This is a genomic window from Klebsiella scottii, assembly GCF_036561945.1.
GTDB classification, from domain to species: Bacteria; Pseudomonadota; Gammaproteobacteria; order Enterobacterales; family Enterobacteriaceae; genus Klebsiella; species Klebsiella scottii.
Genome location: NZ_JARXNI010000019.1, coordinates 231,981 through 246,084 on the forward strand (window position 1 = coordinate 231,981; position 14,104 = coordinate 246,084).

A 14,104-nucleotide genomic window follows, 5' to 3' on the forward strand; every position below is an offset into this window, starting at 1 on the left:
GTGTTAGCCGCCCATTGAGCGTTTGGATGAGGTGGTACCAGCGGCGCTACGCTGCATGGCGGACTGTTTCGCCACCGACTCGCCGAAGCCGCCGCGGGTCACGGTGCTGGTGGTCGCTGGTTTTGGCGCCATCGCCGTCTTCGGTACGTTCATAGAACGACCCGGCTGCGCGGCGCCGTAGCTCTTGCCGCCGGCATCGGTGTACTGACCATAGGCCGGGCTGGCCGGGTTTTTCGAGCTGAACAGCGGCTGCTGCGCGCCCATGCCGCCGCCCATCATGCGGCCCATCATGTAGCCGGCCATCAGCGGCATCCAGAAGCTGCCGCTGCTTTGTGCCTGAGCCTGATTTTCCGGCGCTACGCCTGCCTGAGCCGGCGTTTGCTGGCACTGGCCTTCACCAAACTCCGCCACGCAATCTTCACGCGTGGCGTATTTTGGCGCGGTACGTTCGGCTTCTTTGGTCGCGTTATTAAAGGCGGTTGTGCACTCTGCGCCTTTGCCAGGGTTGGCTGCAGAGCAGTCATCGGCATTTTGATACAGAGAAACCGTCTCGTCGGTTTTTTCGCAGCCGGCGAGCATAAAGACGGCCGTCACGGCAAGAGCGACCGGCGTCAGATGGCGTGCGCTCCAGCTTTTGCGGAACGAGGCATGATTAATATTTTTTGTCCGTTTCATTTTTGTCTTCCTGGACCCAGTGGTATGGCGGTTTGTTAACGCTCAGGATAGAGGATGAGTGGTGGAAAATGAAGCGAATAGGGGCGGAAAGGAGGGGATCTTTACGTTGCCTTACGTTTAGCGCTCCGCTTAACGCAATCCGTTAAGCGAAGCGCTATGACGCAACGAAGATTATTGGCGGAAAGGATTCGCGCCGCTGGTTTTCGTGGTGTGAGCTGCCGCCGGTTTAGCCGCTGGCGCTGCGCTGTTGCCGTAGCCGTCGGCGCTGGCGTCCTGCTGCGGGGTTTCCGGCGCAACGCTATCCGGTGAGGTCGCGACAGGTTTGCCCAGCGTATTGTTCAACGCAACCAGATCCTGCTCATTCAGGGTACCGAGCGCGGACTTGATGTTCAGCTGGTTAATCAGGTAGTTATAACGCGCGCTGGAGAGCTGCTGCTTGGCGTTATACAGCGTAGTTGTCGCATCCAGCACATCAACGATGGTACGCGTACCAACGGAATAGCCAGCTTCCATCGCATCAAGGGAGCTCTGGGCAGAGACCACGGCCTGTTTGTAGGCATTGATGCTGCTGATTGAGGCGTTGATGTTATTAAAGGAAGAACGAACGGTCTGCACCACGGTGCGGTGCGAGCTTTCCAGCTGCTCGCTGGCGCCGACGAAGTTGTACTGCGCCTGTTTCACCTGCGAGTTAACCATCCCGCCCTGATACAGCGGCAGCGAGAAGCTCAGGCCGATTTTGTTCTGGCCCGCGTCGTTGTCGTTATACTGGTTGCTGTTATGGGTTTTTGAACCGCTATAAGAGGTGTTGGAGACACCTGTGGAGGCGGTTAAATCCAGAGTCGGCATGTGGCCGTCCTGCGCCTGGCGAATTTGCTCACGCGCCAGATCCTGGTTCAGACGGGCCTGCAGCAGCGACAGGTTGCGGTTTTCCGCTTCCTTCAGCAGCGCGTTAACCGTTTCCGGCTTGTTGGTTTTGAAGCCGTCAACGTTCAGCGACGACAGCTGCGGATAGTAGTTGCCGGTCACCTGACGCAGCGCTTCAACCGCATTATCGAGGTTGTTACGTGCGGTGACTTCGTTCGCCAGCACGGAGTCGTACTGGGAACGGGCGTTCTGCACGTCGGTAATGGCAACCAGGCCCACGTTAAAACGCTGAGTGGTCTGATCCAACTGACGATAGATCGCCTGTTTCTGCGCTTCGGTATAGGAGAGCGTATCGATGGCGCTCAGCACGTTAAAGTAGGCCGTAGCGGTGTTCAGGATCAGCGTCTGCTGGTCAGTCTGATAGGTGACGTCCTGAATACCGGCCGTTTTTTCCTGCAGCGTCAGGGCGCGCCATTTCGACATATCGAACAGCGTTTGCGTTAACTGCAGCGACCCGCTGGTGACGTTAGAGTTAATGCCGTTGCTGTCGCGATAGCCGTTGGTATAAGTATAATCTGCACCCAGACCGAGCTGAGGCAGTAACGGGCTACGTGCTTCGTTGATCTTTTCGAATGCAGCATCACGATCGGCTGCTGATTTACGCAGGTCAGGGTTGCTGATGCGCGCCTGCTGATAAACCTGCATCAGGTTTTCTGCCTGGCTTATGGCGCTGAAGCCAGTCAGGCCCAGGCCGATAAGGATGGGGAAAAATTTCTTCATTTGCATTCCTTGTTGTGAAGCATAAAGCGCTGCCCAAAATCTAAATATATCTGCTGATTGTATAGAGTCTGTCGCCGTAAAAAGTTGGCGTTACGTGCCATCCGGCGGTAATTTGCACCAATCTAACATACGGACTGTAAAACGGTAGCCAAACGGCTTATAAATCCCTACTTTCGAATTCGCAGGACACCGACAATGAGCAAGCCCAACAAGCAGGGAATTACCTTCGCTAAAAACGATGTAGAAATTATTGCACGCGAAACGCTTTATCGTGGTTTTTTTTCGCTGGATTTATACCGCTTTCGCCACCGTCTGTTTAACGGCGGGATGAGCGGCGAAGTGACGCGCGAAATTTTTGAGCGCGGGCATGCCGCCGTCTTGCTACCCTTTGACCCGATACGTGATGAAGTTGTGCTGATCGAGCAGATTCGCATTGCCGCATATGATACCAGCGAGAGCCCGTGGCTGCTCGAAATGGTTGCCGGCATGATTGAAGAAGGCGAAACGCCTGAGGACGTCGCCCGGCGTGAAGCGGTAGAAGAGGCGGGCCTTGAAGTCGGACGGACAAAGCCGGTGCTGAGCTATCTGGCGAGCCCCGGCGGCACCAGCGAGAGGCTGTCGATTCTGGTGGGGGAGGTCGATGCGACGACGGCAAAAGGCATCCACGGCCTGGCGGATGAAAATGAGGATATTCGGGTTCATGTGGTAAGCAGGGAGCAGGCTTATCAGTGGGTAGAAGAAGGGAAGATCGACAACGCAGCTTCTGTCATCGCGCTGCAATGGCTGCAGCTGCACTATCAAAATTTACGTAATGAGTGGCTAAAATGAAGCGTTATACACCTGACTTCCCGGAAATGATGCGCCTGTGTGAAACCAATTTTGCCCAGTTGCGCCGCCTGCTGCCTCGAACCGATGCAGTGGGCGATATGGCGGGCTACCAGGTGGGCAGTGCGCAATACCGGCTAACTATCGTTGAATCGACCCGCTACACTACACTGGTGTCGATTGAGCAAACGGCTCCGGCGGTAAGCTACTGGAGTTTACCGTCCATGACGGTACGCCTGTATCATGACGCGATGGTGGCCGAAGTGTGTTCGAGTCAGCAGATTTTTCGCTTCAAAGCGCGGTATGATTATCCTAATAAAAAGTTGCATCAACGCGACGAAAAGCATCAAATTAACCAGTTCTTAGCCGACTGGCTGAGATACTGTTTAGCACATGGAGCGATGGCGATTCCGGTTTGTTAGCGTCGTGAAACCTAAGGACACCATTTGGAAAGCCTGTTAAACCTTCCTTTGGCTGGTGAGGCCAGAGTCAGGATATTACAAATTACTGATACTCACCTGTTTGCTGAAAAACATGAAACGCTGTTAGGCATCAATACCTGGGAAAGCTATCAGGCTGTGCTGGATGCCATCCACGCCTCACAGCGCCAGTGCGATCTGATTGTCGCGACAGGCGATCTGGCACAGGACCACTCGGCCGCGGCCTATCAGCACTTCGCTGAGGGTATCGCGAGTTTTTCTGCGCCCTGCGTCTGGCTGCCGGGGAATCATGATTTTCAGCCGGCAATGTACAGCACGCTGCAGGAATCAGGCATTTCCCCCGCCAAACGCGTTCTGCTCGGCGACCACTGGCAAGTACTGCTGCTGGACAGCCAGGTATTCGGCGTTCCCCACGGTGAGTTGAGCGATTTTCAGCTGGAGTGGCTTGAGCAGAAGCTCGCGGCAGAACCTGAACGCTATACGCTGCTGCTGTTACACCATCATCCTCTCGCCTCGGGCTGTAGCTGGCTGGATCAGCATAGCCTGCGCAATGCCGGGGCGCTCGATCGCGCGTTAGCCGCTTTTCCCCGGGTCAGGCATCTGCTGTGCGGTCATATTCACCAGGAGCTGGATCTCAACTGGAGCGGGCGACGCATGATGGCCACGCCATCGACCTGCGTGCAGTTTAAGCCGCACTGCGACAACTTTACGCTGGATACCGTTTCTCCCGGCTGGCGCTGGCTGGATCTGTATCCCGACGGCACCCTGACGACCGAGGTCTGCCGCCTTAGCGGCGTGAAATTTCACCCGGATATCGCTTCTGAAGGATACTGATGGCTACGCTCCTCTATCTGCACGGATTTAACAGCTCTCCGCGATCGGCTAAAGCGACGGCGCTGAAGGCGTGGCTGGCGCAAAATTATCCTGAAATTAACATGGTGGTGCCGGAGCTGCCGGTTTACCCTGCTGAAGCGGCGGAGCTGCTGGAAGCGATTGTTCTCGAACATGGCGGAGAACCGCTGGGCGTCGTGGGCTCCTCGCTGGGAGGCTACTACGCAACCTGGCTATCGCAGTGTTTTATGCTGCCGACAGTGGTTGTAAACCCGGCTGTGCGCCCGTTTGAGCTGCTGAACAATTTCCTCGGCCTCAATGAGAATCCGTACACGGGGCAGCAATATGTGCTAGAGTCTCGCCATATTTACGATCTCAAAGTCATGCAAATCGACCCGCTGGAATCGCCTGATTTACTCTGGCTGTTACAGCAAACGGGCGATGAAGTGCTGGATTATCGCCAGGCCGTTGGCTACTACGCCTCATGTCGGCAGACGGTAGAGGAGGGCGGCAATCATGCATTTGTCGGCTTTGAAGATCATTTCACTCAGATTATCGATTTTCTGGGCCTGCGCTAAGCATTCCTGGACTACCTACGAATACACACCATGACGCAATCTTCATACAACGCTGATGCCATTGAGGTACTCACCGGGCTAGAGCCGGTTCGCCGCCGCCCGGGGATGTACACCGACACGACACGTCCTAACCATCTTGGTCAGGAAGTTATTGATAACAGTGTGGATGAAGCACTGGGCGGCCACGCTAAACGCGTGGAAGTCATTCTTCATGCCGATCAATCGCTGGAAGTTATCGACGACGGGCGAGGAATGCCGGTCGATATCCATCCTGAAGAAGGGGTTCCGGCGGTTGAGCTGATCATGTGTCGGCTGCACGCGGGCGGCAAATTTTCAGGCAAGAACTACCAGTTCTCCGGTGGCCTGCATGGGGTGGGGATTTCGGTGGTTAACGCCCTGTCGAAGCGCGTTGAGGTTAACGTACGTCGCGACGGCCAGGTCTACAGCATTGCGTTTGAGAATGGCGATAAGGTTGAAGAGCTGCACGTCACCGGCACCTGCGGTAAGCGTAACACCGGTACCAGTGTGCATTTCTGGCCGGATGAAAGCTTCTTCGATAGCCCGCGCTTCTCCGTATCGCGCCTGACCCATTTGCTCAAGGCCAAAGCCGTACTGTGCCCCGGCGTGGAGATCGTCTTCCGTGACCTGGTGAACAACAGCGAGCAGCGCTGGTGCTATGAAGATGGCCTGACGGACTATCTGCGCGAAGCGGTGAACGGCCTGCCGCTGCTGCCGGAACAGCCGTTTGTCGGCAACTTCTCCGGTGAAACCGAAGCGGTCGACTGGGCGCTGCTGTGGCTGCCGGAAGGCGGCGAGCTGTTAACCGAAAGCTACGTTAACCTGATCCCGACCATGCAGGGCGGGACGCACGTTAACGGCCTGCGCCAGGGTCTGCTGGAGGCCATGCGCGAGTTCTGCGAATATCGCAATATTCTGCCGCGCGGCGTCAAGCTCTCGGCGGAGGATATCTGGGATCGCTGCGCCTACGTGCTGTCGGTAAAAATGCAGGATCCGCAGTTCGCCGGCCAGACCAAAGAGCGCCTCTCCTCGCGCCAGTGCGCGGCCTTCGTTTCCGGCGTGGTAAAAGACGCCTTCAGCCTGTGGCTGAACCAGAACGTCCAGGCCGCAGAGCTGCTGGCCGAAATGGCGATTTCCAGCGCCCAGCGCCGGATGCGCGCCGCCAAGAAGGTGGTGCGTAAGAAGCTGACCAGCGGCCCTGCGCTGCCGGGTAAGCTGGCGGACTGTACCGCTCAGGACCTCAACCGTACCGAGCTGTTCCTCGTGGAAGGGGACTCGGCGGGCGGTTCTGCCAAGCAGGCGCGCGACCGTGAGTATCAGGCGATCATGCCGCTGAAGGGCAAGATCCTCAATACCTGGGAGGTCTCTTCGGATGAAGTGCTGGCCTCGCAGGAGGTGCACGATATTTCGGTGGCGATCGGTATCGATCCGGATAGCGATGATTTGAGCCAGCTGCGCTATGGCAAGATCTGTATCCTCGCGGATGCGGACTCCGATGGCCTGCACATCGCCACGCTGCTCTGCGCGCTGTTCGTTAAGCACTTCCGCGCGCTGGTTAAACATGGGCACGTCCACGTGGCGTTGCCGCCTCTGTACCGTATTGACCTCGGCAAAGAGGTTTACTACGCGCTGACTGAAGAAGAGAAAGCCGGAGTGCTTGAGCAGCTCAAGCGCAAGAAGGGTAAGCCGAACGTTCAGCGCTTTAAAGGGCTGGGTGAAATGAACCCGATGCAGCTGCGTGAAACCACGCTTGACCCCAATACCCGCCGTCTGGTTCAGCTGATTATCAGCGATGAGGACGAGCAGCAGACCAACGCGATGATGGATATGCTGTTAGCCAAGAAGCGCTCGGAAGATCGCCGCAACTGGCTGCAGGAAAAAGGCGACATGGCGGATATTGAAGCCTGAGCCGACCGACCGGGACAAAAAAGGGAGCCATTGGCTCCCTTTTTGCTGGCCTGATACCGCAGGCCCGCTCGTTTACGTATTTGCTTAAACGCCCGGCTGCAGGATGCGAATGCTGGTTTCCAGCACGTCGCCCTTCACCGCTTCGCCATACGCTTTCATATGCGGGGTTTGCAGGTGCGCTTCGAGATGCGCCACGCTTTCCCACTGCTCAACCATGACGATAGAGTCAGGCGAGGTAGTCTGAAAACTTACGCCAGCGGCGTGGTCGACCAGCGGGGCATAGCCGTGGCAGCCCTCTTCTTGTAAAACCGTCGGAATAATTTTCGCGAACTGATCGAGCACGGCCTGGCGATGGCGCTGGCCAGGGCGGGTGCGAATTTCGGCAATCACTGTCAACATGATGTACTCAACTCCTTCTGTATGTAGACCTTTAGTTAACCAAAAATCTGCGCCAGATGCTTGCGATATTCTGCGATGTAATGCGGAACATCAGGCATTTTAATCACGTCGTTAGCGATAAACGTCGGCAGGGCGGTCATGCCGAGGAACTGATTGGCCTTGTGGAACGGCAGGTAAACGCCGTCAACGCCGACGCCGTGGAAGAACTGTTCCTCATCGGTAAAGGCGTCCATCGGGGCGTTCCAGGTCAGGGAGAGCATGTAGCGCTTGCCCTGAATTAAACCGCCTGAGCCATATTTTTTGCTGGCATCGGAGCGGGTGCGGCCGTCGCTGGCGTACAGCGAGCCGTGGCCTTCGGTGAAAACATCATCGATATACTTTTTCACGGTCCAGGGCGCGCCCATCCACCAGCCCGGCATTTGCCAGATAATAACGTCGGCCCAGAGGAAATTTTGTACTTCTGCTTTAACGTCGTATTCGCTTTCGGCGCGGACGATTTTAACATCATGCCCGGCGTCGCGCAGATAACCATCCGCGACCTCGGTCAGGGTGTCGTTCAGCTGGCCGTTAGAGTGGGCGAATTTTTTCGCCCCGTTGACAATCAGAATTTTGCTCATTTTTTACCCTTGGGGTTTCAATTTTGTCGACTATTTTACCCCGCATGGCGGGGCGGTAAAATGAGCAAAATGTGCAAAGTCTTTTGCTTTTTTCGCAATAATCCCGCTACCAGCTGACCCGCGCTTCAAAGCCGCCGTCTGGGGCGTTACGGAAGGTGACGGTCATGCCGTGCAGGGCGGCAATGCGCCGGACGATAGACAGCCCCAGCCCGCTGCCCGGCTCATCCTGGCCGGGAGGGCGATAAAAGCGCTCGCCGATACGCGCCAGCGCTTCGGGGCTGATACCCGGACCATTATCGCAAACGCGAAACCCGCGGGCGTCGAGGATGATATCCACCCGGCTTCCGCGCGGGCTGTAGCGTACGGCGTTATCCAGCAGATTGCGTACCAGCAGGCCAAGCAGCAGCGGCTGACCAACGCGCGTCACCTTAGCGGCATGCGGATGCAGACGGAGCTCGATGCCCGCCTGCTGCGCCGCATGGTACATCTCCATCACCGCTGACTGCAGCAGCTCGTCGATGGCGATGCTATCCACGTCTTCGAGCGCGGCCAGGGAGTCGAGGCGCGACAGCGTCAGCAGCTGATCGACCAGCCGGGTTGCGCGATCGATCCCGACGTGCAGTTGCGCCAGCGCCTTTTCACGTCCCTGCGGGTCGTCCATCGACAGCTGGGCCACCTCGGTTTGCACCTTCAGCGCCGCCAGCGGGCTACGCAGCTCGTGGGCGGCGTCGGAGGTAAAGCGGCGCTCGCGGATCATGGCGTCGTGGGTGCGAGCAAACAGCTGATTCAGCGCATCGACCAGCGGACGAACTTCGCTGGGGATACTATCGACGTTAAGTGATTCCGCTGAATCCGGCGCGCGCAGGCGCAGGGTGCGGGCGAGCCGTTTGAGCGGCGCCAGCTCCCGGCTGAGCAGGACAATCAGCAGCAGAAACATCAGCGGCAGCGCAACCAGCCAGGGGGTGAGCTGCGAGGTGACGATATCCAGCGCCATCTCCCGGCGATAGTCCCACTCCTGGCCGACGACAATGCGGTAGCGGCCGTCGGCGGTGGTGAGCTGAAGAAAGCGCCACTCATCATCATCGTTATGCAGGTAGCCGTCGCTGAAGCCTTCTCGTCGGTTATCCCACGGAATATCCTGCCCGTTTTCGCTATCGTGCAGCACCATGTTGCCGTCGGTGGTGAAAATGGCGAATGCCAGTGCGTCGTCGTCAAGGTGGCCATGCCTGACCTTCTTTTTCGCCCGCACCTGCGGGGGAGAGGTATGCAGCTCGTCGAAATTCATCGCGCTCAGACGGCGGGCAAACAGCAGCTGCTGAGTATCAAACAGCTTATCCAGCTTGTGGGTGGTCTGCTGCCAGGCAATAAACGAGGCGCTTCCCCAGGCCAGGCTGGTGAGCAGGAAAAAAAGCAGCGTCAGGCGAACGCGCAGGCTTAGCCGACCCAGCCGCTTCATGCGTCCCCCAGGGTGTAGCCAATGCCGTGGACGGTGCGGATAAACTCGCTGCCGAGCTTGCGGCGCAGATGGTGTACGTGGACCTCCACGGCGTTGCTGGAGACATCGTCGTCCCAGCTATAGAGCTTTTCTTCAATGAGCTTGCGCGGCAGCACGCGCCCGGCGTTACGCATCAGCAGTTCGAGCAGGGCGAACTCTTTGGGCTTCAGCGCCAGAGGCTCCCCAGCCAGAGTGACCGTCAGGCGGCCGGGGTCGAGGGTGACGTTTCCGTGGCGCAGCTCGCTGCTGCTCTGGCCGTGGGCGCGACGCATCAGCGCCTCCAGGCGGGCGGCAACCTCAATAAGCGCGAAAGGCTTACACAGATAGTCATCGGCGCCGAGCCGAAGCCCCTCAACCCGCTGGCTGAGCGCATCGCGCGCGGTGAGGATCAGCACCGGCTCGTGGCGACCTTTATCGCGCCATTCGCGCAGGATATCGAGACCGTCGATGCCGGGCAGCGTCAGATCGAGGATGACCGCGTCATAGGGGGCGGCGTAGAGCGCGGCTTTTCCCTCTTCGCCGCGCGTGAACCAGTCGATGCTGAAGCCCATTTTACTCAGCCCGGCCTTGATGCCGTCGCCGATGAGTTTGTCGTCTTCCACCAGTAAAATACGCATTGGCCTGCTCCTGTGGCTCGCGGATATACGCGCAGTAAAACGCGTTGCTGCGCCCTCTGTACAGCAATAAAATTTCTTTTTTCCGCTTAAGAAGTTGTTAAGTTTTGCCAGCTTTAATGGTGGCGATATCAACATAAAGGGAGAACACATCATGAAGAAAATCGCCGCAATTACCGCGATCGTTGCTTTAGTTTCTATGCCGGTACTGGCTGCCGAACAGGGTGGTTTCTCCGGCCCTGGCGCAACGCAAACCAGCCAGACAGCCGCGCAAAAAGGTGGCTTTATTGGCCCGAACGGCAGCGTGACGACGGTAGCGAATGCGAAATCCCTGCGTGACGACACCTGGGTGACCCTGCGCGGTAAAATCGTTGAGCGTATTTCCGACGATCTTTATAAATTTCAGGATGCCTCCGGCACGGTGAATGTCGATATTGACCACAAGCGCTGGAATGGCGTAACCGTGACGCCGAAGGATACGGTGGAAATTCAGGGTGAGGTCGATAAAGACTGGAACTCGGTGGAAATCGACGTGAAACAGATAAGCAAAGTCGGCCCGTAAAGCCTCTGAGCGGGCCGCCGTCGCCGCTCTCCATTGCAGAATCCTCAACCGGTCTAACGCCCTGTGACTCAGGGCGTTAGATAGGGTATTATCGCGGGTAGTTTTGCCGTCCGAACGGTCGGTACGCAGATTGAGGATTCACGATTAATGAGCGATATGGCAGAGCGCCTTGCGCTGCATGAATTTACGGAAAACGCCTACCTGAATTATTCCATGTACGTCATCATGGACAGGGCGTTGCCGTTCATTGGCGATGGCCTGAAACCGGTCCAGCGGCGCATCGTTTATGCGATGTCCGAGCTGGGTCTGAACGCCACCGCTAAATTCAAAAAATCCGCCCGCACCGTCGGTGACGTGCTGGGTAAATATCACCCGCACGGCGACAGCGCCTGCTATGAGGCGATGGTGCTGATGGCGCAGCCGTTCTCTTACCGCTACCCGCTGGTGGACGGTCAGGGCAACTGGGGCGCCCCGGACGATCCCAAATCCTTCGCCGCGATGCGCTATACCGAATCCCGCCTGTCAAAGTATGCGGAGCTGCTGCTGGGCGAGCTGGGACAGGGAACCGTTGACTGGGTGCCTAACTTTGACGGTACGATGCAGGAGCCGAAAATGCTGCCTGCGCGTTTACCGAATATTCTGCTCAACGGCACCACCGGTATCGCCGTGGGGATGGCAACCGATATTCCGCCGCACAACCTGCGCGAAGTTGCCAAAGCGGCCATCACCCTGATTGAAAAGCCGCAGACTTCGCTCGACGAGCTGCTGGATATCGTTCACGGACCGGATTACCCCACCGAAGCTGAAATCATTACCCCGCGCGCCGAGATCCGCAAAATCTATCAGAACGGCCGCGGCTCGGTACGCATGCGCGCGGTCTGGAAAAAAGAGGACGGCGCGGTGGTGATTAGCGCGCTGCCGCACCAGGTTTCCGGCGCCCGCGTGCTGGAGCAAATCGCCGCGCAGATGCGCAATAAAAAGCTGCCGATGGTTGACGATCTGCGCGACGAGTCGGATCACGAAAACCCGACCCGGCTGGTGATCGTTCCGCGCTCCAATCGCGTGGATATGGATCAGGTCATGAACCATCTGTTCGCGACCACCGATCTTGAAAAAAGCTACCGCATCAACCTGAATATGATTGGCCTGGACAATCGTCCGGCGGTCAAAAACCTGCTGGAGATCCTGACGGAGTGGCTCACCTTCCGTCGCGATACCGTCCGTCGCCGCCTGAACTATCGTCTGGAGAAGGTGCTCAAGCGCCTGCACATCCTTGAGGGTTTGCTGGTTGCGTTCCTGAACATCGATGAAGTGATCGAAATCATCCGCCACGAAGATGAGCCCAAGCCGGCCCTGATGTCGCGCTTTGGCATCAGCGAAACGCAGGCGGAAGCCATCCTCGAACTGAAGCTGCGTCATCTCGCCAAACTGGAAGAGATGAAAATCCGCGGCGAGCAGGGCGAGCTGGAAAAAGAGCGCGATCATCTGCAGGCTATTCTGGCGTCCGAGCGCAAGATGAATAACCTGCTGAAGAAAGAGCTGCAGACCGATGCCGACACGTTTGGCGATGACCGCCGTTCGCCGCTGCGCGAGCGTGAAGAAGCTAAGGCGATGAGCGAACACGATATGCTGCCGTCTGAACCGGTGACGATTGTGCTGTCGCAAATGGGCTGGGTACGCAGCGCCAAAGGTCATGACATTGACGCTCAGGGGCTAAGCTATAAAGCCGGCGACAGCTGGAAAGCATCGTCGAAGGGCAAGAGCAATCAGCCGGTGGTGTTTATTGATACCACCGGGCGCAGCTACGCAATCGATCCGATTACGCTGCCGTCGGCCCGCGGCCAGGGCGAGCCGATTACCGGCAAGCTTACGCTGCCGCCGGGCGCCAGCGTCGAACATATGCTGATGGAAGGCGACGACCAGAAGCTGCTGATGGCCTCCGACGCCGGCTACGGCTTTGTCTGCACCTTCAACGACCTCGTCGCGCGCAACCGTGCCGGTAAGGCGCTAATCTCGCTGCCGGAAAATGCGCGGGTGATGCCGCCGCTGGTGATTGAAGACGAGTCCGACATGCTGCTGGCTATCACCTCTGCCGGACGCATGCTGATGTTCCCGGTCAGCGATCTGCCGCAGCTGTCGAAAGGCAAAGGCAATAAAATTATCAATATTCCGTCTGCGGATGCCGCTTCCGGGCAGGATGGCCTGGCGCATCTGTTTGTGCTGCCGCCGCAGAGTACGCTGACGATCCACGTCGGCAAACGGAAGATCAAGCTGCGTCCGGAAGAGCTGCAAAAAGTCACCGGCGAGCGCGGTCGCCGCGGTTCGCTGATGCGTGGACTGCAGAAAATCGATCGTGTGGACATTGATTCGCCTCATCGCGCCTCGGCGGGCGATAGCGAAGAGTAATATGGGCATCCTCCTCCGCAGGGAAGAGGATGTTAACATTTGCCGCCAAACCGTTGTTTATTCGGCCGTTGCGATTAACAATAGACGCAAAATCATTCAAGATAGCCCGGGGGCGTCAGTCGCTCCCGGCGTCTTCAACGGGCGAACAGCGAATCTGTATCCTGATTAATACCAGCGGCGGCCCGTAAGGGTCGGACAGTGCAGCCTGCGCGCGAGCAGCCTGCGGTATAACGGGTATTATTCTCTGCGGTTTGGGTTTTAGAGGTAGCTATGCTATTTATTTTTCGACTAATTATCGTTGTTATTTACTGTATTTTTGTCTGCATATTTGGCTGTATTTACTGCTTATTCAGCCCGCGTAACCCGAAACACGTGGCGACCTTTGGCCATCTTTTTGGTCGGCTCTCTCCGGTATTCGGTCTGAAGGTGGAAACGCGCAAGCCCGCCGATGCGGAAAGCTATGGCAACGCGATATACATCGCTAATCACCAGAACAACTATGATATGGTGACGGCAGCAAACATCGTGCAGCCGCCAACCGTCACCGTGGGTAAAAAGAGCCTGATGTGGGTTCCGTTTTTTGGCCTGCTGTACTGGCTGACGGGGAACCTGCTGATCGATCGTAATAACCGGGCGAAGGCGCACGGGACGATCGCTCAGGTGGTGAATACGTTTAAAAAACGCAAAATATCTTTTTGGATGTTCCCGGAAGGAACGCGCAGCCGTGGCCGTGGCCTGCTGCCGTTTAAAACCGGTGCTTTTCACGCGGCTATCGCCGCTGGTGTGCCGATTATTCCGGTATGCGTTTCCAATACATCGAATAAAATTAATCTCAATCGCCTGAAAAACGGTCTGGTGATTGTTGAAATGCTGCCGCCGGTTGATACCAGCGAGTTTGGTAAAGACGGCGTTCGCGCGCTGGCGAAACACTGCCGCGAGCTGATGGCTGCGAAGATTGAAGAGCTGGATCGCGAAGTAGCGGAACGTGAAGCCGCAGGTATGAAATAAACAGGAAACGCCGGGCTAACGCGAGCCTGGTGCTAGCGGGAAACGAATTCCCTTTTTGATTTATCAGTATTTCATGGAGTTAAT

At 57.2% G+C, this 14,104-nt stretch carries 14 protein-coding genes; 8 read left to right on the forward strand and 6 right to left on the reverse strand.

From position 1 onward, the window contains the following. Positions 1 to 3: 3 nt before the first annotated feature. Together QFI97_RS04860 and tolC are read right to left on the reverse strand one after the other, a co-directional pair. Complete coding sequence (locus tag QFI97_RS04860; RefSeq protein ID WP_045856848.1) at positions 4 to 675, reverse strand: DUF1190 family protein; 672 nt, start codon at positions 673 to 675, stop codon at positions 4 to 6. Positions 676 to 846: 171 nt separating this feature from the next. After that, a complete protein-coding gene (gene tolC, locus QFI97_RS04865; protein WP_095099557.1) occupies positions 847 to 2,319 on the reverse strand; it encodes an outer membrane channel protein TolC in 1,473 nt (490 codons plus the stop codon). Between the two features lie 195 nt (positions 2,320 to 2,514). Between tolC and nudF the strand changes: the two genes are divergently transcribed. From nudF to parE, 5 genes are read left to right on the forward strand one after another with little or no spacing between them, the layout of a single operon-like run. After that, the gene (gene nudF, locus QFI97_RS04870; protein ID WP_095099554.1) at positions 2,515 to 3,147 is read left to right on the forward strand and encodes an ADP-ribose diphosphatase; all 633 of its coding nucleotides are present in this window, start codon (positions 2,515 to 2,517) and stop codon (positions 3,145 to 3,147) included. Continuing rightward, positions 3,144 to 3,566, forward strand: a complete 423-nt coding sequence (locus QFI97_RS04875; RefSeq protein ID WP_041147275.1) for a DUF1249 family protein — start codon at positions 3,144 to 3,146, stop codon at positions 3,564 to 3,566. Before nudF ends, QFI97_RS04875 begins: the two co-directional genes overlap by 4 nt. A 24-nt stretch (positions 3,567 to 3,590) precedes the next feature. Further along, positions 3,591 to 4,418, forward strand: coding sequence for a 3',5'-cyclic-AMP phosphodiesterase (gene cpdA, locus QFI97_RS04880; RefSeq protein ID WP_095099552.1), 828 nt, complete (start codon positions 3,591 to 3,593; stop codon positions 4,416 to 4,418). Beyond that, a complete protein-coding gene (yqiA, locus tag QFI97_RS04885) occupies positions 4,418 to 4,993 on the forward strand; it encodes an esterase YqiA (RefSeq protein ID WP_045856855.1) in 576 nt (191 codons plus the stop codon). The genes cpdA and yqiA overlap by 1 nt, the downstream gene beginning before the upstream one ends. A gap of 30 nt (positions 4,994 to 5,023) precedes the next feature. After that, complete coding sequence (gene parE / locus QFI97_RS04890) at positions 5,024 to 6,919, forward strand: DNA topoisomerase IV subunit B (RefSeq protein WP_315299590.1); 1,896 nt, start codon at positions 5,024 to 5,026, stop codon at positions 6,917 to 6,919. A gap of 84 nt (positions 6,920 to 7,003) precedes the next feature. Here parE and QFI97_RS04895 read toward each other — a convergent pair whose 3' ends face one another. From QFI97_RS04895 to qseB, 4 genes are all read right to left on the reverse strand, one after another. Beyond that, positions 7,004 to 7,318 (reverse strand): putative quinol monooxygenase, encoded by a 315-nt coding sequence (locus QFI97_RS04895; protein WP_331834895.1) that lies wholly within the window; start codon positions 7,316 to 7,318, stop codon positions 7,004 to 7,006. A gap of 35 nt (positions 7,319 to 7,353) precedes the next feature. Further along, positions 7,354 to 7,935 carry an NAD(P)H-dependent oxidoreductase gene (locus QFI97_RS04900; RefSeq protein WP_346430647.1) on the reverse strand — a complete coding sequence of 194 codons (582 nt, stop codon included), beginning with the start codon at positions 7,933 to 7,935 and terminating at the stop codon, positions 7,354 to 7,356. A gap of 106 nt (positions 7,936 to 8,041) precedes the next feature. Continuing rightward, on the reverse strand, positions 8,042 to 9,391 hold the full coding sequence (gene qseC, locus QFI97_RS04905) for a quorum sensing histidine kinase QseC (RefSeq protein WP_346430648.1): 1,350 nt from the start codon (positions 9,389 to 9,391) through the stop codon (positions 8,042 to 8,044). Beyond that, complete coding sequence (gene qseB, locus QFI97_RS04910) at positions 9,388 to 10,047, reverse strand: quorum sensing response regulator transcription factor QseB (RefSeq protein ID WP_346430649.1); 660 nt, start codon at positions 10,045 to 10,047, stop codon at positions 9,388 to 9,390. The genes qseC and qseB overlap by 4 nt, the downstream gene beginning before the upstream one ends. Positions 10,048 to 10,198: 151 nt before the next feature. On the opposite strand from qseB, the gene QFI97_RS04915 reads away from it, so the two are divergent. The 3 genes from QFI97_RS04915 to plsC all read left to right on the forward strand — a co-directional run bounded on the left by QFI97_RS04915 (position 10,199) and on the right by plsC (position 14,020). Next, on the forward strand, positions 10,199 to 10,606 hold the full coding sequence (locus QFI97_RS04915) for a YgiW/YdeI family stress tolerance OB fold protein (protein ID WP_346430650.1): 408 nt from the start codon (positions 10,199 to 10,201) through the stop codon (positions 10,604 to 10,606). A gap of 147 nt (positions 10,607 to 10,753) precedes the next feature. Next, complete coding sequence (gene parC, locus QFI97_RS04920) at positions 10,754 to 13,012, forward strand: DNA topoisomerase IV subunit A (RefSeq protein ID WP_095099535.1); 2,259 nt, start codon at positions 10,754 to 10,756, stop codon at positions 13,010 to 13,012. Between the two features lie 270 nt (positions 13,013 to 13,282). Beyond that, positions 13,283 to 14,020 carry a 1-acylglycerol-3-phosphate O-acyltransferase gene (plsC, locus tag QFI97_RS04925; RefSeq protein ID WP_095099532.1) on the forward strand — a complete coding sequence of 246 codons (738 nt, stop codon included), beginning with the start codon at positions 13,283 to 13,285 and terminating at the stop codon, positions 14,018 to 14,020. Positions 14,021 to 14,104: the final 84 nt, after the last annotated feature.